At 71.3% G+C, this 16538-nt stretch carries 17 protein-coding genes; 10 read left to right on the top strand and 7 right to left on the bottom strand.

All coding sequences use genetic code 11. The annotated features are described in order from the left end of the window. Positions 1-57: 57 nt before the first annotated feature. The gene (locus MJ604_RS15585) at positions 58-1896 is read right to left on the bottom strand and encodes a bifunctional UDP-sugar hydrolase/5'-nucleotidase (protein WP_243059411.1); all 1839 of its coding nucleotides are present in this window, start codon (positions 1894-1896) and stop codon (positions 58-60) included. Between the two features lie 85 nt (positions 1897-1981). Here MJ604_RS15585 and MJ604_RS15580 point away from each other — a divergent pair, with 85 nt between their 5' ends. Continuing rightward, positions 1982-3235, top strand: coding sequence for an MFS transporter (locus MJ604_RS15580; protein ID WP_243059410.1), 1254 nt, complete (start codon positions 1982-1984; stop codon positions 3233-3235). Here the strand turns inward: MJ604_RS15580 and MJ604_RS15575 are convergent. Continuing rightward, positions 3207-3731, bottom strand: a complete 525-nt coding sequence (locus tag MJ604_RS15575) for a DUF1697 domain-containing protein (protein WP_243059409.1) — start codon at positions 3729-3731, stop codon at positions 3207-3209. The genes MJ604_RS15580 and MJ604_RS15575 overlap by 29 nt on opposite strands. A gap of 55 nt (positions 3732-3786) precedes the next feature. Between MJ604_RS15575 and MJ604_RS15570 the strand changes: the two genes are divergently transcribed. From MJ604_RS15570 to MJ604_RS15560, 3 genes are read left to right on the top strand one after another with little or no spacing between them, the layout of a single operon-like run. Next, a complete protein-coding gene (locus tag MJ604_RS15570) occupies positions 3787-4197 on the top strand; it encodes a MarR family transcriptional regulator (RefSeq protein WP_243059408.1) in 411 nt (136 codons plus the stop codon). 3 nt (positions 4198-4200) lie between these two features. Beyond that, complete coding sequence (locus tag MJ604_RS15565) at positions 4201-5424, top strand: MFS transporter (protein ID WP_243059407.1); 1224 nt, start codon at positions 4201-4203, stop codon at positions 5422-5424. Between the two features lie 26 nt (positions 5425-5450). Next, positions 5451-6110 (top strand): SIMPL domain-containing protein, encoded by a 660-nt coding sequence (locus tag MJ604_RS15560; protein WP_243059406.1) that lies wholly within the window; start codon positions 5451-5453, stop codon positions 6108-6110. 72 nt (positions 6111-6182) lie between these two features. Here the strand turns inward: MJ604_RS15560 and hppD are convergent, their stop codons facing one another. Continuing rightward, complete coding sequence (gene hppD, locus MJ604_RS15555; RefSeq protein ID WP_243059405.1) at positions 6183-7376, bottom strand: 4-hydroxyphenylpyruvate dioxygenase; 1194 nt, start codon at positions 7374-7376, stop codon at positions 6183-6185. Between the two features lie 81 nt (positions 7377-7457). Between hppD and MJ604_RS15550 the strand changes: the two genes are divergently transcribed. The 6 genes from MJ604_RS15550 to MJ604_RS15525 all read left to right on the top strand — a co-directional run bounded on the left by MJ604_RS15550 (position 7458) and on the right by MJ604_RS15525 (position 13279). Then, positions 7458-7934, top strand: a complete 477-nt coding sequence (locus MJ604_RS15550) for an Lrp/AsnC family transcriptional regulator (protein ID WP_243059404.1) — start codon at positions 7458-7460, stop codon at positions 7932-7934. Positions 7935-7991: 57 nt separating this feature from the next. Further along, entirely contained in the window at positions 7992-10322 is a 2331-nt protein-coding gene (locus tag MJ604_RS15545) for an arylsulfatase (RefSeq protein ID WP_243059403.1), read from the top strand. A 4-nt stretch (positions 10323-10326) separates the two neighbouring features. Next, on the top strand, positions 10327-10548 hold the full coding sequence (locus tag MJ604_RS15540) for a DUF2007 domain-containing protein (protein WP_243059402.1): 222 nt from the start codon (positions 10327-10329) through the stop codon (positions 10546-10548). Between the two features lie 70 nt (positions 10549-10618). Then, the gene (locus MJ604_RS15535) at positions 10619-11296 is read left to right on the top strand and encodes a response regulator transcription factor (protein ID WP_243059401.1); all 678 of its coding nucleotides are present in this window, start codon (positions 10619-10621) and stop codon (positions 11294-11296) included. Then, a complete protein-coding gene (locus tag MJ604_RS15530; RefSeq protein ID WP_243059400.1) occupies positions 11289-12632 on the top strand; it encodes a cell wall metabolism sensor histidine kinase WalK in 1344 nt (447 codons plus the stop codon). Before MJ604_RS15535 ends, MJ604_RS15530 begins: the two co-directional genes overlap by 8 nt. Positions 12633-12718: 86 nt before the next feature. Beyond that, on the top strand, positions 12719-13279 hold the full coding sequence (locus MJ604_RS15525; RefSeq protein ID WP_243059399.1) for a PepSY domain-containing protein: 561 nt from the start codon (positions 12719-12721) through the stop codon (positions 13277-13279). A gap of 14 nt (positions 13280-13293) precedes the next feature. Here MJ604_RS15525 and MJ604_RS15520 read toward each other — a convergent pair whose 3' ends face one another. Genes MJ604_RS15520 through MJ604_RS15505 form a run of 4 tightly spaced genes read right to left on the bottom strand, consistent with a single transcriptional unit; the run spans position 13294 to position 16511 of the window. After that, a complete protein-coding gene (locus MJ604_RS15520) occupies positions 13294-13731 on the bottom strand; it encodes a hypothetical protein (RefSeq protein WP_243059398.1) in 438 nt (145 codons plus the stop codon). Further along, positions 13718-14134 carry a hypothetical protein gene (locus tag MJ604_RS15515; RefSeq protein WP_243059397.1) on the bottom strand — a complete coding sequence of 139 codons (417 nt, stop codon included), beginning with the start codon at positions 14132-14134 and terminating at the stop codon, positions 13718-13720. The genes MJ604_RS15520 and MJ604_RS15515 overlap by 14 nt, the downstream gene beginning before the upstream one ends. A 7-nt stretch (positions 14135-14141) precedes the next feature. After that, on the bottom strand, positions 14142-14780 hold the full coding sequence (locus MJ604_RS15510) for an IclR family transcriptional regulator (RefSeq protein WP_243059396.1): 639 nt from the start codon (positions 14778-14780) through the stop codon (positions 14142-14144). A gap of 48 nt (positions 14781-14828) precedes the next feature. Then, positions 14829-16511 (bottom strand): DEAD/DEAH box helicase, encoded by a 1683-nt coding sequence (locus tag MJ604_RS15505; protein WP_243059471.1) that lies wholly within the window; start codon positions 16509-16511, stop codon positions 14829-14831. Positions 16512-16538: the final 27 nt, after the last annotated feature.

Genomic DNA, 16538 nt, shown 5'->3' with positions numbered 1-16538 from the left:
CCCGAAATTCCGGGGTTCCTAGAGGTCGTAACCCCGCGTTACAAGGGCGGAGCCGCGTCAGCTGGTGACGGTGATCGGGGCACCGCCGGAGACGAGCCGCCAGTCGACGGAGGCGAACCCAGCCGGGTCGATGGTGCCGTTGGCGGTGACCCAGTCGATGAGGAGCTGGCGGATCTCGTTCTGGCGGTTGTAGACCACGGTCGCGGTGGAGACGGCCGGGAAGCCGCCGCCGCCGGACTGGCGGTAGTTGTTGACCGCCATCACGAACTGGTCGCCGTCGGCGACGGCGACACCGTCGTACGACAGCCCGACGATCCGCGAGCCGACGGGCTGGGAGACGTCGATGTCGTAGGTGAGCGGGGCATCGAGGCCGGCGACGGAGTCGAAGTTGTAGTCCGGCGTGCCGTTGGGGGCGGTCGGGGTGACGGCATTCGTCACCTGGGCCATCGTGAACGGACCCGTCCCGGTCACCTGCTTGAAGTACCGCGCGGAGTACTCCAGGTACGCACGCACGTCCGCGCCCGACACCTGCACGCCGAGCAGCGTGTTGTCGTAGATGTACAGCCCCGCGACGTCGCGGACGGTGACCTCGCCGGCCGGGAAGGACGCGGCCCGGTTGAACGGCGCCGCGATCGACAGCACCGGGAGCGTCGCCGCGTCACCGGTCAGGCCGGCCTTCACCGCGTCGGCCTGCACGAAGTTCACGAAGTCGATGATCGGGACGTCCTCGACGACCGCCCGCGCGGCCGACATGGCGGCGGCCGACGTGCCGATCACGGAGTTCACGTACTCGATCACCGTGTCGTGCTGCGCCTGCACAGCCGCGACCACGGCGGGGTCGGCGTCCACGGTGTTGGAGTTCAGCACCTGCGAGCCCGCAGCGACGAGCGTCCACTGACGCCGCCCCTTCTTCGTGTACGTCTCCTGGACGATCAGGTCCATCGCCGCGACCCGCATGCCCCAGTACGCCGGCTCGCACAGCAGCACCTGCTGCCCGGTCTTCTCGTTGCGCACGAACTGCTGGGCGATCTCCTTGTGCGCGTGGCCGACGAGGATCGCGTCGACGTGCGGCACCTGCTGCGCGACGAGCGACGCGGCGTTCTCCGGGTACGGCAGCGCGTCGCCGTACGACGACGACGTGTCGGCACCCGAGTGGGCCGAGATCACCACCAGGTCGCAACCGCGCTTCTTCATCTCCGGCACGAACTTCTTCGCCTGCTCGACCAGCCCGGGGAACTCCATCTTCCCCTCGACGTTGGCCTTGTCCCAGATCGCGATGCCCGGGTTCGTCAGCCCGAGCACGCCGACGCGCAGCGTGCGGCCGCGGCCGACGCGGAAGGTCTTGATGACGTACGGGCGGAACGCCGGCCGCTTCGTCGCCGGGTCGACGGCGTTGGCGCCGAGCAGCGGGAAGTTCAGCTGCTCCTCGAAGGTGCGCAGGGTGTCGAGGCCGTAGTTGAACTCGTGGTTGCCGAGCGCGGCCGCGTCGTACCCGACGAGGTTCATCGCGTTCGCCATCGGGTGGGTCGCGCCCTCGGTGATCGGGTCGATCTTCGCGTAGTAGTACGCCAGCGGCGTGCCCTGGATCGTGTCGCCCGCGTCGAGCGTCAGGATCGGCTCGCCCTTGCGCTGCTTGCGCATCGCCTTGATCAGGGTGGTCGCCTTGGCGAGCCCGATGTCGTCGTGCGCGCTGTTGTCGAACTCCGCGTTCTTGAAGTAGTCCCAGTTGTAGACGTTGCCGTGCAGGTCGGTCGTGCCGAGCACGGTGAGGCGCACCCGGTTGCCGGGCTTGCGCGGGTTGTACTCGCCGCCGTACGACGGCGCGGTGAATCCGGCGGCCGCGAGGGCGGCGGCGCCGGTGACCCCGCCGGCGAGAACGGAACGGCGAGACGGCATGGCGACAGACACGAAGATCCTCCCGAGAAACTGATTCGACGGCGAACGTTCTATCCCGGATCCCCTCCCCGACACAAGGGCTGACATGATCCGTTGCACGATGTTCACCGGCCCCGCCACCGCGCCCCTGCGCGAGCCCAAGTTCCGGTGGTACTTCCTCTCCCGCCTGGTCAACCTCAGCGGTACGACGATGGCGCCGGTCGCGCTCGCGTTCGCGGTGCTCGAGGTGACCGACTCCCCCAGCGCGCTGGGGCTGGTGCTCGCGGCGCACAGCATCCCGCAGGTGATCTTCCTGCTCGCCGGCGGCGTGCTCGCGGACCGGTTCGGCCGGACCGTGGTGATCCAGACGGGCAACGTGTGCGCGGGCGTCACCCAGGGACTGCTCGCGATCCTGCTGCTCTCCGGCCAGGCCGAGCTCTGGCACTTCGTGGTGCTCGGGGCGCTCAACGGCACGGTGTCGGCGATGACCATGCCGGCGCTGATGGGCATCGTCCCGGCGCTGGTCCCGCGCGAGCAGCTGCAGGCCGCGAACGTGCTCAACTCGCTGGTGCGCAACGCGCTCGGCGTCCTCGGCCCGAGCGTCGCCGCGCTGCTCGTTGTGACCGTCGGCCCGGGCTGGGCGCTCGCGGTCGACGCGGTCACCTGGCTCGCCGCCGCGCTGCTGCTGCTACCGGTCAAGCTCCCGCCGCGCCCGCACACCGGCGTCCAACCGTCGATGTTCGCCGAGCTGCGCAGCGGCTGGCACTTCGTGCGCAGCACGACCTGGCTGTGGGTGGTCGTGCTCGCGTTCATCCCGCTCAACGCGATCCACGCCGGCGGGCTCGACACCCTCGGCCCGATGCTCGCCGACGAGACCGACATCGGCGCGCACGGCTGGGGCCTGATCGTCTCCGCCCAGGGCGTCGGCCTGCTCCTGATGAGCCTGCTGATGATGCGGATCAGGCTCCGCCGGCCGCTGCTCGCCGGCACGGTCGGCATCATCTTCTTCGGCCTGCCGCTGCTCGTGATGGGCGTCTACCCGCAGACGTACGCCGTGATGATCGCGGCCGTCCTCGCCGGGATGGGCATCGAGATCTTCGGCCTGGGCTGGAACCTCGCGATGCAGGAGCACGTGCCCGACGACATGCTCGCCCGCGCCTACTCCTACGACCTGGTCGGCTCGTTCCTGGCGATCCCCGTCGGTCAGCTCGCGTTCGGCCCGCTCGCCGTCGCCTACGGCATCCAGGACGTCATGTTCATCGGCGGCATCGCGTACGTCGCGATCGCGGCCGCGATGCTGCTCTCGCGGTCGGTGCGCACGTTGGACCGCGTCAGCACCACTTCTCCGCCAGCGCACTGATCACGGTCAGGTTGCGGTTGGTCGCGACCCCGAGCTTCTTCTCGACGGCGGCGTTGGTCAGCCGCGCCTCGTGGTAGTTGTCCCCCAGCAGCAGGTGGACCGCACGGCCGCCGACCTTCGCGACCTCCTCGGCCGTCGACGTCTCCTCGACCGCCTTGACCGCCGCGTCCGTGGGCACGTCCTTGAGCAGCGACACGTAGTGCCGCCCGCCGTGGCCGAACGACGCGGCCTCCTCGGCGATCGCCGCCAGCTCCTTCTGCGTGAACACGATCGTCGGCACCTCGAAGCCGCGGTCCGCCAGGAACGCCTTCTCCAGCGCGGCCTCGATCTTCGCGCGCGAGCGCAGTGTCGAGTCGAGCCGCACGTTGCCGGTGTTGATGTACGTCTCGACGTTCGTGAAGCCGGCGCCCTCGACCGCCGCCTTGATCGCGTCCTTCGGGAACTTCCGCTTCGCACCGAGGTTGATCGCCCGGAGGAACGCGATGTACGTCGCCATGGTCACATCCTGCCCGAGTAGATTTACATAGGTTTCCGATGTAACGTCGCGGGACGTGACCGACTCCCAGCTCGCCAGCGACCTCGTCGTCCACGCCGCGCGGCTCATCCGCGCCGTACGCCGTGAGCTCGAGCTCCCCGCGGGGACGCGGATCCTCTCCCAGCTCGACGAGGCGGGTCCGATGGGCATCACGCAGCTCGCCGAGCTCGACCGGAGCTCCCAGCCGACGATGTCCGGCGCCGTCGCCCAGCTCGTCGAGCGCGGCTGGGTCACCAAGGAGCCGAACCCGGCCGATGCCCGCGCGTCGGTCGTCACCCTGACCCCTGCCGGCCGCGCCGAGCTCTCCCGGATCCGCCGCCTGCACGGCGACCGGGTCGCGGAGCTCGTGGCGGCCCACCCCGACATCACCACCGAGGACCTCGCCACCGCCGTCGCGGTCCTCAGAGGCATCCTCTCGGAAAGGTAAGAAGTGAAGTCACAGCTCCTCAAGCAACCCCGCGCCGTCTGGGCGGTCGCGTTCGCCTGCGTCATCGCGTTCATGGGCATCGGCCTCGTCGACCCGATCCTCAAGGAGATCGCGGTCCAGCTGGAGGCGACGCCGAGCCAGGTGTCGCTGCTGTTCACCAGCTACATGGCGGTCATGGGCATCGCGATGCTGGTGACCGGTGTCGTCTCGAGCCGGATCGGCCCGAAGCGCACGCTGCTCTCCGGCCTGGTCGTGATCATCGTCTTCGCCGGGCTGGCCGGCATGTCCGGCAGCGTGCAGGCGGTCATCGGCTTCCGCGCCGGCTGGGGCCTGGGCAACGCACTGTTCGTCGCGACGGCCCTCGCCACGATCGTGAGCTCGTCGAAGGGCTCGGTCGCGCAGGCGATCATCCTGTTCGAGGCCGCGCTCGGCCTCGGCATCGCGTCCGGCCCGCTCGTCGGCGGCCTGCTCGGTGAGCACTCGTGGCGCTGGCCGTTCTTCGGCGTCTCGGTGCTGATGACGCTCGCGCTGGTCGCGACCGCGTTCTTCCTCCCCGCGACCCCGCCGACCGGACGCCGTACGTCGCTCGCCGACCCGTTCCGCGCGCTGCGCCACCCCGCGCTGCTGGTGCTCGCGCTGGTCGCGATCTGCTACAACCTCGGCTTCTTCACGCTGATGGCGGCCGGCCCGTTCGCGCTGCCGACGTACGACATCATGCAGATCGGCTGGACGTTCTTCGGCTGGGGCGTGCTGCTCGCGTTCACGTCGGTCGTGGTCGCACCAAGGCTGCAGCGGGTGTTCGGCACGCTGCCGACGCTGGTCGCGATGCTCACGCTGTTCGGCCTCGACCTGGTCGCGATGGCGGTGTTCACCGAGCACGAGACCGCGGTCGCCGCCTGCATCATCGTGGCCGGCGCGTTCCTCGGGGTGATCAACACCCTGGTCACCGAGGCCGTCATGGGCGCCGCCCCGGTCGAGCGGCCGGTCGCGTCCGCGGCGTACTCCTTCGTCCGCTTCACCGGCGGCGCCATCGGCCCGTACGTGGCGCTCAAGCTCGCCGAGCACGTCGGCGTGCACGCGCCGTTCTGGTTCGGCGCGGTCGCGGTCGGCGTCGGCGTGGTGATCCTGGCGATCGGGGCGGCCACCGTCGCCCGCGCCCTGCACGGCGCTCCCGCCGCACACTCGGAGACCGAGGCCCAGGCGGAGCTCGTGGGAGACCTGGCCTAGCTCGCCGGGTCGGGCACACTCGACCCATGCCGGAGACCGTGATCACCGTCCAGGGCGGCCACGACGCCTACTACCCCGCCGAGCGTGCGGTCGTGACCGTCGCGATCGCGTTCGAGGGGCCGGAGCGCACCGACGTCGTCGCCCGGACCACCGCGGGCACCCGGGCGCTGGTCGCCGGGATCGTCGACCGCCACCACCCCGACAACGGCCCGGTCACGTGGTACGCCACCGACCGGATCCAGGTCTGGTCGCACCGCCCGTTCAACGACAAGGGCGAGCAGGTCCCGCTCGTCCACCACGCCCAGACGTCGACCCGCGCCAAGTTCCGCGACTTCGACGAGCTGGCCGGCTGGGTCGAGCGCGCCGCGGCGTACCCCGGGGTCCGGGTCGACGGCATCGAGTGGAGCCTCACCGAGAAGACCCGGCTCGGCGCCGTCAACGCCGTCCGGACCCGCGCCGTCGAAGAGGCGCGCGCCAAGGCGCAGACGTACGCCGAGGCGCTCGGTCTCTCCGGCCTGCGCTGCATCGCGATCGCCGACCCCGGCCTGCTCGGCGACACCGGCGCGACGCCGGGCTACCAGCCGGCCGCGTGCTCCCGGCAGGCCAAGGACGCCGGCGGCCTCGCGTTCACGCCCGAGGACATCGCGGTGTCCGCGGCCGTGGACGCGAGGTTCGTCGCTTCCTAGATCTCGAGACACGTCGCGCGCCTCGACCTGTTCGCTGCCTCCTGCCCTGCTCGCAGGCTCGCAGCGCAGGGCTCACAGGTTCCCGCGGGCGTCCTGCTCGCGCTCGATCGCCTCGAACAGCGCCTTGAAGTTGCCCTTGCCGAAGCCCAGCGAACCGTGCCGCTCGATCAGCTCGAAGAACACCGTCGGCCGGTCGCCGAGCGGCTTGGTGAAGATCTGCAGCAGGTAGCCGTCCTCGTCGCGGTCGACCAGGATCCCGCGCTTCTGCAGCTCCTCGATCGGCACCCGCACGTTGCCGATCCGGGCGCGCAGCTCGGGGTCGAGGTAGTAGGAGTCCGGGGTCGTCAGGAACTCCACGCCGTTGGCGCGCAGCGCGTCGACCGAGGCGAGGATGTCGTTGGTCGCGACCGCCAGGTGCTGGGCGCCGGCGCCGCGGTAGAACTCGAGGTACTCGTCGATCTGCGAGCGCTTCTTCGCGATCGCCGGCTCGTTGAGCGGGAACTTCACGCGGTGGTTGCCCGATGCGACGACCTTCGACATCAGCGCCGAGTAGTCGGTCGCGATGTCGTCGCCGATGAACTCCGCCATGTTCGTGAAGCCCATGACCCGGTTGTAGAACTCGACCCACTCGTCCATGTGGCCGAGCTCGACGTTGCCGACGATGTGGTCGAGCGCCTGGAACAGCCGCTTCGGCTGCCCGGCCGGCTTCACGAAGGTGCTCTCCTTGGCGACGTACCCGGGCAGGTACGGGCCGTCGTACCGGCTGCGGTCGACCAGCGTGTGGATGGTCTCGCCGTACGTCGCGATCGCGGCGACCCGGATCGTGCCGTGCTCGTCGGTCACGTCCTCGGGCTCGCGGACGACCTTCGCGCCCGCCGTGCGCGCCTGGGCGATGCACCTGTCGACGTCGGGGACCTCGAGCGCGATGTCGACGACGCCGTCGCCGTGCCGGCGGTGGTGGTCGGCGAGCGGGCTGTCGGGGTCGACCGCGCCGTTGACGACGAACTTGATGGAGCCCGACCGCAGCACGAACGACTTGTGGTCGCGGTTGCCGTTCTCGGGACCGGAGTACGCGACGAGGTCCATGCCCCACGCGGACTGGTAGTAGTGCGCTGCCTGGGTCGCGTTGCCGACCACGAAGACGATCGCGTCCCAGCCGGTGACCGGGAAGACGTCGCCCTCCGCGTCGTACTCCACGAGTCCCACCAGCTCCTTGAGCTGTTCGAGGGTGAGGTCGGCCTTGAGCTCGTCAGGGGTCAGCGTCATGGGAGGAGCCTGTCCGCGGCTGACATTGTGTGCAACAGTACGTCGAAACACTGGTCAACTTGCACAGGACGGGCGGACGACATGGACTCCTTGGACGGCAGGTTGATCGACCTGTTCGCCGCCGACCCGCGGGTCGGCGTGCTCGAGGCGTCGCGCCGGCTCGGTGTCGCGCGCGGCACCGTCCAGGCCCGGCTCGACAAGCTGGTGGGCAGCGGGGTGATCACCGGGTGGGGACCGGACCTGTCGCCGGAGGCGCTGGGCTACCCGGTGACCGCGTTCCTCACGCTGGAGATCCGGCAGGAGCCGGCCCAGGGCGGCGGCCACGACCGGGTCGCGGAGCACCTCGCGGAGATCCCCGAGGTGCTCGAGGCGCACACGATCACCGGCGCCGGCGACATGTGGGCGCGCGTGGTCGCCCGCTCCAACACCGACCTCCAGCGCGTCATCGACCGGGTGCTGGAGAACCCCGCGATCGTGCGGTCGTCGACGGTGATCGCCCTCGCGACGCAGGTGCCGTACCGGGTCCGACCTCTCGCGCGGTGCGCCATTGAGGGGTGAGTCGTTTCACCCGACGCGGGTGATACCGGCCCCCGGGAGCGCTGCCACGGTGGTGCGATGAGCCCGAGCACCGAGTACCCGCGCCTCCCCCGCCAGGACGCGCTGCCCTTCCCGCCGACCCCGTCGGGGTCGACGGCCGGGCGCACCATGCAGGAGTCGGTCTACCAGCCGCGCGAGCAGGCACGGCACCTCCCGCCCGACTCCCCGAACATCCTGGTCGTGCTGATCGACGACGCCGGCCCGGGCCTGCCCGACACGCACGGCGGCGAGGTCCGCACGGACACCTTGACCCGGGTGATGTCCGAGGGCATCGGCTACAACCGCTTCCACACCACGGCGATGTGCTCCCCGACGCGCGCCTCGCTGCTCACCGGCCGCAACCACCACCGCATCGGCAACGGGCAGATCGCCGAGCTCGCCAACGACTGGGACGGCTACTCCGGACACATCCCGACCAGCACCGCCCTGGCCGCCGAGGTGCTCACCGACTACGGCTACTCGACGGCCGCGTTCGGCAAGTGGCACAACACCCCGGCGGAGGAGACGACCGCCGCCGGGCCGTTCCACAACTGGCCGACCGGCCGCGGCTTCGAGTACTTCTACGGGTTCCTCGCCGGCGAGGCGTCGCAGTGGGAGCCCAACCTGGTCCGCAACACCACCAGCGTGCTGCCGCCGAAGACGCCGGAGGAGGGCTACCACCTCAGCGAGGACCTGGCCGACGACGCCATCGCCTGGCTGCGCCGGCACCAGGCGTTCGAGCAGGACAAGCCCTTCTTCATGTACTGGGCGAGCGGCGCGATCCACGGTCCGCACCACGTGGCGAAGGAGTGGGCCGACAAGTACGCCGGGAAGTTCGACGACGGCTGGGACGCCTACCGCGAGCGCGTGCACGCCCGCGCCAAGGAGAAGGGCTGGATCCCGCAGGACGCCGAGCTGACGCCGCGCGACCCGAGCCTGCCGGCGTGGGACGACATCCCGGAGGACCAGAAGCCGTTCCAGCGCAGGTTGATGGAGGTCGCCGCCGGGTTCGGCGAGCACGTCGACGTGCAGGTCGGCCGGCTCGTCGACGAGGTCGAGCGACTCGGATACGGCGAGAACACCCTGGTGTTCTACATCTGGGGCGACAACGGCTCGTCCGGCGAGGGCCAGAACGGCACCATCAGCGAGCTGCTCGCCCAGAACGGCATCCCGACCACGGTCGACATGCACATCGCGGCGCTCGACGAGCTCGGCGGGCTCGACGTGCTGGGATCGCCGCTGGTGGACAACATGTACCACGCGGGCTGGGCGTGGGCCGGAAGTGCGCCGTACAAGGGGATGAAGCTGCTGGCCTCCCACCTCGGCGGCACCCGCAACCCGATGGCCGTGCGCTGGCCGGCGCGGATCGCACCGGACTCCCGCCCGCGCTCGCAGTTCCACCACTGCAACGACCTGGTCCCCACCATCTACGAGGTCGTCGGCATCACGCCGCCCCGCGTGGTGCGCGGCGTGGAGCAGCAGCCGCTCGACGGCGTCAGCCTGGCGTACACGTTCGACGACCCGGACGCCGCGGACCGGCTGCGGACGCAGTACTTCGAGATCATGGGCAGCCGGGCGATCTACCACGACGGCTGGATGGCGTCGGCGTTCGGACCCCGAGCCCCCTGGGTCCCGGGACTGCCGCCGGGGATCCACGAGTGGACCCCCGACCAGGACACGTGGGAGCTCTACCACCTCGACGAGGACTGGACGCAGGCGCACGACCTGGCCGCCACCCACCCGGAGAAGCTCGCGCAGCTCAAGGAGGTCTTCGCCATCGAGGCGGCGCGCAACAGCGTCTACCCGGTCGGCGGCGGGCTCTGGATCGTCGCCATCCACCCCGAGCTCCGCATCGCCACGCCGTACCGGAGCTGGACGTTCAGCGGCGACATCGTGCGGATGCCGGAGTTCTGCGCGCCCGCGCTCGGCAACCGCGCCAACACCGTCGTCATCGACGCCGACCTGGGCGAGGGCGCCAGCGGGGTCCTCTACTCGCTCGGCGCCAACAGCGGCGGGCTGACCTGCTACCTCGACGACGGCTACCTCTGCTACGAGTACAACCTCTTCATCCTGCAACGGACCAAGATCAGGTCCGCCGACCGACTGCCGGCCGGCCGCACGCAGATCGAGGTCCGGACCGTGTACGCCGACCCGCGCCCCGGCGGGCCGCTCGACGTCACCCTGAGCGCCGCCGGCGAGACGGTCGCCTCGGGGCAGGTGCCGATCAGCGCTCCGCTGCTCTTCACCGCCAACGACTGCCTGGACATCGGGCGGTCGCTCGGCAGCCCGGTGTCCCTCGACTACCGGGAGCGCGCTCCGTTTGCGTTCGATGGCACCATCGACAACGTCACCGTCACCTACCTGGGGTAGTCACATGGCCGAGCTGATCCGCACCAACGACGTCGCGCTGATCTCCGTGGTCGAGGCCCTGCTCGGGGAGGCCGGGATCCCCTACCAGGTCACCGACCGCAACATGAGCGTGCTCGAGGGCACCATCCCGGTGATCGTGCCCCGGATCCTGGTCGCCGACGACCGCGAGGCCGAGGCCCGCGAGCTGATGGTCGACGCCGAGCTCGGAGAGTGGCTGCGCGCCTAGGGCTCTGACACCGCGCCTGGAGCCTCGCCGTTCAGCGGGGGTTCAGGGTCGATGCGGGACACTGACGTCCATGCGGGTGCTCGTGGTCGACGACGAAGTCCGGCTCGCCCGCTCGCTGCGCGTGGGGCTCGAGGCCGAGGGCTTCGCGGTCGACGTCGCGCACGACGGCACCGACGGGCTGTGGCTCGCTCGCGAGAACAGCTACGACGCGATCGTCCTCGACCTGATGCTGCCGGGGATCAACGGCTACCGGGTCTGCTCGGCGCTGCGCGAGGAGAAGGACTGGACGCCGATCCTGATGCTCACCGCCAAGGACGGCGAGTGGGACCAGGTCGAGGGTCTCGACACCGGCGCCGACGACTACCTGACCAAGCCGTTCTCGTTCCCGGTGCTCGTGGCCAGGCTCCGCGCGATCGCTCGCCGCGGCGCCCGCGAGCGACCCACCCGGCTCGAGGTGGGCGACCTGCGCGTGGACCCGGCCGCGCGACGCGTGTGGCGCGGCGACACCGAGATCGACCTGACCGCCCGGGAGTTCTCCCTGCTCGCGTTCCTCGCCCGCCACCCAGGGGACGTCCTCTCCAAGCGTCAGATCATCGACGCCGTCTGGGACGTCGACTTCGACGGCGACCCCAACATCGTCGAGGTCTACGTCCGCCACCTGCGCAACAAGATCGACCGGCCCTTCGGTCGCGAGGCGATCCAGACGCTGCGCGGCGCCGGCTACCGGTTGGCGAGCGACGGTGGCTGAGCGTCGCTGGAACCGCGCGTCGGTGCGGGTGCGGACGACGGTCGCGGCCGTGCTGGTCGTGGCCCTCGCGCTGCTCGTCGGCGGCGTCGCCCTCGTGGCCCTGGTCCGCGACTCGATGCGCGACGGCCTGGAGAGCACGGCCGAGCAGCGGGCCGGTGAGCTGGCCGACCAGATCGAGACGACCGGTCTCCCCGACCCGCCGCCGGCGGACGACGAGGAGGACGACGACGAGCCCGACGAGCTCCTGTGGCAGGTGACCGACACGTCCGGCGCCGTCGTACGCGCCTCGCCACCGCTCGCCCGGCCGCTGCCGACCGAGGACACGGACCGGGTGGAGGTCGCCGGCGCCGACCACGCGTACCTGGTGGTCACCGAGGACGCCACGACCGACGGCCAGGAGTACGTCGTGTCGGTCGCGGTGTCGCTCGAGGACGTCGACGACTCGACGGCCGCCCTGCTGCTCCCCCTGGCCGTCGGGCTGCCCGTGCTGGTGCTGCTCGTCGGCGCCACGACGTGGGTCGCGACCACCCGGGCGCTGGCCCCGGTGGAGCGCATCCGGCGGGAGGCCGAGCAGATCACCGGCGACCGGCTCGACCGACGGGTGACCGAACCCCCTGCGCGCGACGAGATCCACCGCCTGGCGCGGACCGTGAACGAGATGCTCGGCCGGCTGCAGGACTCGCGCGACCGGCAGCGCCAGTTCGTGGGCGACGCCTCGCACGAGCTGCGGTCGCCGCTGGCGAGCATCCGCCAGACGGCAGAGGTGGCCCGGGCGCATCCCGGGGCACTGCCGGAGGGCGAGCTCGCCGACGCCGTGCTAGAGGAGTCCGCGCGGATGCAGCGGCTCGTCGAGCAGCTGCTGCTGCTCGCTCGGGCCGACGAGGGGGCGGTGTCCCGGGCCGACCACGACGTCGACCTCGACGACCTGGCGCTCGCGGTGGCCCGAGGGACCCGGCGTCCCGGGCTGCGCGTCGACACCTCGGGGATCGGACCGGGTCGCGTGCGTGGGGACCTGGTGGGCCTGACCCAGCTGGTCCAGAACCTCGTCGACAACGCCGTACGTCACGCCGCCGAGGTCGTCGCCCTGACCGTCCGCGACGCCGACAGCACCGTGGAGCTGGTCGTGGAGGACGACGGTCCCGGCATCCCCGAGGAGGACCGGCAACGGGTCTTCGACAGGTTCGTCCGGCTCGACGAGGCCAGGGCCCGGGACGCGGGCGGCAGCGGCCTCGGGCTGGCCATCGTGAGGGAGATCGTGGCGGCCCACCACGGGACGGTCGACGTCACGACGTCCGCGCTCGGTGGCGCCCGGTTCGTCGTACGCCTGCCCACCTGAAGATCCCTTCAGACACGTTCAGGTGGGGTTCAGCGACCTCCGTGCACGCTGACGGCGACAGTCATCCCGTCACGAAAGGCACTGCCGTGAACCTCAGCAAGCTCCGCAGGAAGCGCATCATCATCCCCGCCGTCGCGACCATCGCCGTCCTCGGCGCCGGCGCCACCGTCTGGTCGGCCACGGCTGACGACAGCGTCGGCGGAAGCGAGCGCGACCGCGTCGCCGCCGCGGCCGTCGAGATCGCCGGCGGAGGCACGGCGGACGAGGTGGAGACCAGCGACGACCCGGGCGTGGCCTACGAGGTCGAGGTCCGCGCGGACGACGGCACCGAGATCGACGTCGCGCTGGACGGCGACCTGAACGAGGTCAGCACCGAGACCGACGCTGACGACAACGACGCCGACGACGCTGGCGACACCCCGGACGCGGACGACCGGGCCCTCGGCTCCGAGGAGCGGACCGCCGCCGAGCAGGCGGCGCTCGAGGCAGTCGGCGGCGGCACCGTCCTCCAGGTCGAGGCCAGCGACGACCCGGGCGAGGCCTACGAGGCCGAGGTCCGTGCCGACGACGGCACCGAGTGGGATGTCACCCTCGACGCCGACTACGGCGTGGTGAGCAAGACCGCCGACGACCGGACGGACGACTGAGCCGCGACGACGCGTCAGGCGGTCCTGTCCACGCGGCCGGGGCGCGACAGGACGTGCGTCGCGCAGGTGAGAGACACGACGACCACAGCGATGATCGGCGCGAGGAGGAGCATCGCTCGCGCGTCATCGCTGAGCGAGAGCGGTCGGGGTTCTCCGTTGACCAAGAGGCTCGTGTCCCACGCGCTCTTCTCGACCGCGTCACCCACGTCGACGAGATCGGCGACGTGGGTGTCGACGTGTCGGAGGTCGCCGTCGTCGACCGAGATCATCCAGACGTCATCGACCCCGGGATGCTTCTCGTGACGTAGCTCGATGCCCGTCACGGTGCCGTCGAGCTCGGCAGGGATCGTCGAACGCGCCACCAGGGTCCACGCCGCCAGCGCGGCGAACAGCACGCCGGTGACAGCCAGCGCGATGGCCGCCCAGACGAACCCGTGCTCACGCGAAGGCATAGAAGAACCCCGTCACCAGGAGGACCAGCCCGGCCGCGGCGGCGACGGTGGAGGATCGGTCGTACGGACGGGCATCGAGCATGCCGACCCCGGCCAGCACGGCGCCGAGACTCTGGTTGGCCAGGTCCACCGGGTCGAACTCCGCGAGCCGGAACACCGTCGCCTCGGTCACCACCCCCAGCAGCACCGCCACCCAGACCGTGATCACCACCGGCCAGCGGCGCTCGGGGGCCGCTTCGACGACGACCGCCAGCAGCCAGTAGGTCGCACCCGCCCCGGCAAGGAAGTGGCCTACGTAGTCCGTCCGGTCCGCGAACAGGAGCCCGTACGCAGCGCCGACCAGCACGACCGCGCCGACGCCGAGCATCAGCGCCGGGCGTGGCCAGGCAGTGAGCGGGTGCACCGGTCGCCTAGGACAGGCGCAGCGCGACGGCCGCTGCGGCGTCGCGCACCAGCGGGCCGATCCGGTCCACGTCGATCGCGCCGCCGAGGGTCACGATGCCGACGCTGGCCTCGAGCCCCTCGACACCGCGCACGGGCGCCGCGAGCCCGTGCGCCCCGGCCTGGAGCTCGCCGGCGGTGAGGGCGTACGGCGGACCGTCCGGCTGCCGGCCGAGCAGGATCGCCTTGCCGGCCGCGCCCTGGTTGAGCGGGTGCCGCGAGCCGACGCGGTAGCTCACGTGGAAGTCGGTCCACGAGGGTTCGACCACCGCCAGCGCCAGCGCCTCCTCCCCGTCGGCGACGGTGAGGTGGGCGGTGCTGCCGACGGCCTCGGCCAGCTCGCGCAGCACGGGTACGGCGAGGTCGCGCAGCACGGGCTGGACCGCGGACGCCAGGTGGAGGACACCGAGCCCGACGTGGAGCCGGCCGCGCGGGTCGCGGCGTACCAGGGCGTGCTGCTCGAGGGTGCTCACCAGCCGGTAGACGACGGTCCGGTTCACGTCGAGACGCGTGGCGAGCTCGGTGACGGTCAGCCCGCCGGGAGCCGACGCGAGCACATCGAGGACACGAAGCCCGCGGTCGAGCGTCTGGGAGGTCTCCGCGGGCATGGCCCCAGCCTAGGGCGCGTCCCGCACGTCGATGGCCGTGCTACGCGTCTAGGAGGTCTTGCGGACGGCCCACTCGCGGATGCGGTCGATCCGGGCCGTGAGCTGCTGGGCGGTGGCGACCGCGGCCGCCGGTCCACCGCACTCCTTGCGCAGAGCGGCGTGGGTGATCCCGTGCGGCTGCTTGGTGCGGTGGTGCCAGGCCGCGACCAGCCCGTTGAGCTCGCGGCGCAGCACCGCGAGCTGCTCGTGGGTGCTGACCTCGGCGACGGAGTCCGCGTCGTCCCGCACCCGCGACGACGCCTTCTGCTTCTTGGCCCGGTCGCTCTGCCGCTGGTGCAGCAGGTCGCGCATCTGGTCGGGGTCGAGCAGGCCGGGGATGCCGAGGAAGTCCATCTCCTCCTCGGAGCCCACGTGCACCTCGCCCTCGTGGCCGAACTCGCCGCCGTCGAACAGCACCCGGTCGAAGCGCGCCTCGGACCCGAGCGCCTCGAACGAGCCGAGCAGGTCGTCGGAGGCGGCGTCGCTCGCGTTGGCCTCGGCGAGGAGGTCGTTCTCGGCGGCGAAGATGTCGCCCTCGTCGTTGACCTTGCGCTTCAGCACGTGGTCGCGCTGGACCTCCATCTCGGAGGCGAAGCCGAGCAGGTTCGGCACGGACGGCAGGAAGACCGACGCGGTCTCGCCGCGGGTCCGGGCGCGCACGAAGCGGCCGACGGCCTGTGCGAAGAACAGCGGCGTCGAGGTCGTGGTGGCGTACACGCCGACGGCGAGACGAGGGACGTCGACACCCTCCGACACCATGCGGACGGCGACCATCCAGCGCTGGTTTCCCTCGCTGAACTCGGTGATCTTCTTCGACGCGGCCTTCTCGTCGGACAGGACGACGGTGGCGGGCTCCCCCGCGATCTGGCGCAGCAGCTTGGCGTAGGCGCGCGCGGAGTCCTGGTCGCTCGCGATCACCAGGCCGCCGGCGTCCGGCACGTGCCGGCGCACCTCGTCGAGGCGCATGTCCGCGGCGGTCAGCACCGACGGCATCCACGAGCCCTTCGGGTCGAGCGCGGTGCGCAGCGCCTGCGAGGTCATGTCCTTGGTGAGCGGCTCGCCGAGGCGGGCGGCGATCTCGTCACCGGCGCGGGTGCGCCACTGCATCTCGCCGGAGTACGCCATGAACAGCACCGGCCGGACGACGTGGTCGGCCAGCGCGTGCGCGTAGCCGTAGGCGTAGTCCGCGACCGAGGTCGGGGTGCCGTCGTCGCCGGGAGCGTAGGTGACGAACGGGATCGGGTTGATGTCGGAGCGGAACGGCGTACCGGTCAGCGCCAGCCGCCGGGTCGCCGGCTCGAACGCCTCGCGGACGCCCTCGCCCCATGACAGCGCGTCACCGGCGTGGTGCACCTCGTCGAGGATCACCAGGGTCTTGAAGCGCTCGGTGCGGATGCGCATCGCGAGCGGGTTCACCGCGACACCGGCGTACGTCACCGCGATGCCGACGAAGTCCTGCGAGGTCTTGCCCTTGCCGGCGGAGTACGTCGGGTCGATCGGGATGCCCGCTCGCGCGGCCGCCTCGGCCCACTGGAGCTTGAGGTGCTCGGTCGGCGCGACGATGGTGATCCGGTCGACCATCCGGCGGCCGAGCAGCTCCGCGGCGACCGACAGGGCGAACGTGGTCTTGCCGGCGCCCGGCGTCGCGACCGCGAGGAAGTCGCGCGGGTTGGTGTCGAAGTACCTCTTCATCGCGGCGGTCTGCCACGCACGCAGGGA

Origin of the sequence: Nocardioides sp. SR21 (genome assembly GCF_022761125.1) — a bacterium.
Taxonomy (GTDB): Bacteria; Actinomycetota; Actinomycetes; order Propionibacteriales; family Nocardioidaceae; genus Nocardioides.
This window is presented reverse-complemented; position numbering and strand designations above follow the sequence as displayed.

Excerpts from the sequence above, each read along its gene's own strand:
- MJ604_RS15585 (WP_243059411.1), bottom strand. The coding sequence starts at position 1,896 with ATGCCGTCTCGCCGTTCCGTTCTCGCCGGCGGGGTCACCGGCGCCGCC.
- MJ604_RS15580 (WP_243059410.1), top strand. The coding sequence starts at position 1,982 with ATGATCCGTTGCACGATGTTCACCGGCCCCGCCACCGCGCCCCTGCGC.
- MJ604_RS15575 (WP_243059409.1), bottom strand. The coding sequence starts at position 3,731 with ATGGCGACGTACATCGCGTTCCTCCGGGCGATCAACCTCGGTGCGAAG.
- MJ604_RS15560 (WP_243059406.1), top strand. The coding sequence starts at position 5,451 with ATGCCGGAGACCGTGATCACCGTCCAGGGCGGCCACGACGCCTACTAC.
- hppD (WP_243059405.1), bottom strand. The coding sequence starts at position 7,376 with ATGACGCTGACCCCTGACGAGCTCAAGGCCGACCTCACCCTCGAACAG.
- MJ604_RS15550 (WP_243059404.1), top strand. The coding sequence starts at position 7,458 with ATGGACTCCTTGGACGGCAGGTTGATCGACCTGTTCGCCGCCGACCCG.
- MJ604_RS15545 (WP_243059403.1), top strand. The coding sequence starts at position 7,992 with ATGAGCCCGAGCACCGAGTACCCGCGCCTCCCCCGCCAGGACGCGCTG.
- MJ604_RS15540 (WP_243059402.1), top strand. The coding sequence starts at position 10,327 with ATGGCCGAGCTGATCCGCACCAACGACGTCGCGCTGATCTCCGTGGTC.
- MJ604_RS15535 (WP_243059401.1), top strand. The coding sequence starts at position 10,619 with ATGCGGGTGCTCGTGGTCGACGACGAAGTCCGGCTCGCCCGCTCGCTG.
- MJ604_RS15520 (WP_243059398.1), bottom strand. The coding sequence starts at position 13,731 with ATGCCTTCGCGTGAGCACGGGTTCGTCTGGGCGGCCATCGCGCTGGCT.
- MJ604_RS15510 (WP_243059396.1), bottom strand. The coding sequence starts at position 14,780 with ATGCCCGCGGAGACCTCCCAGACGCTCGACCGCGGGCTTCGTGTCCTC.
- MJ604_RS15505 (WP_243059471.1), bottom strand. The coding sequence starts at position 16,511 with ATGAAGAGGTACTTCGACACCAACCCGCGCGACTTCCTCGCGGTCGCG.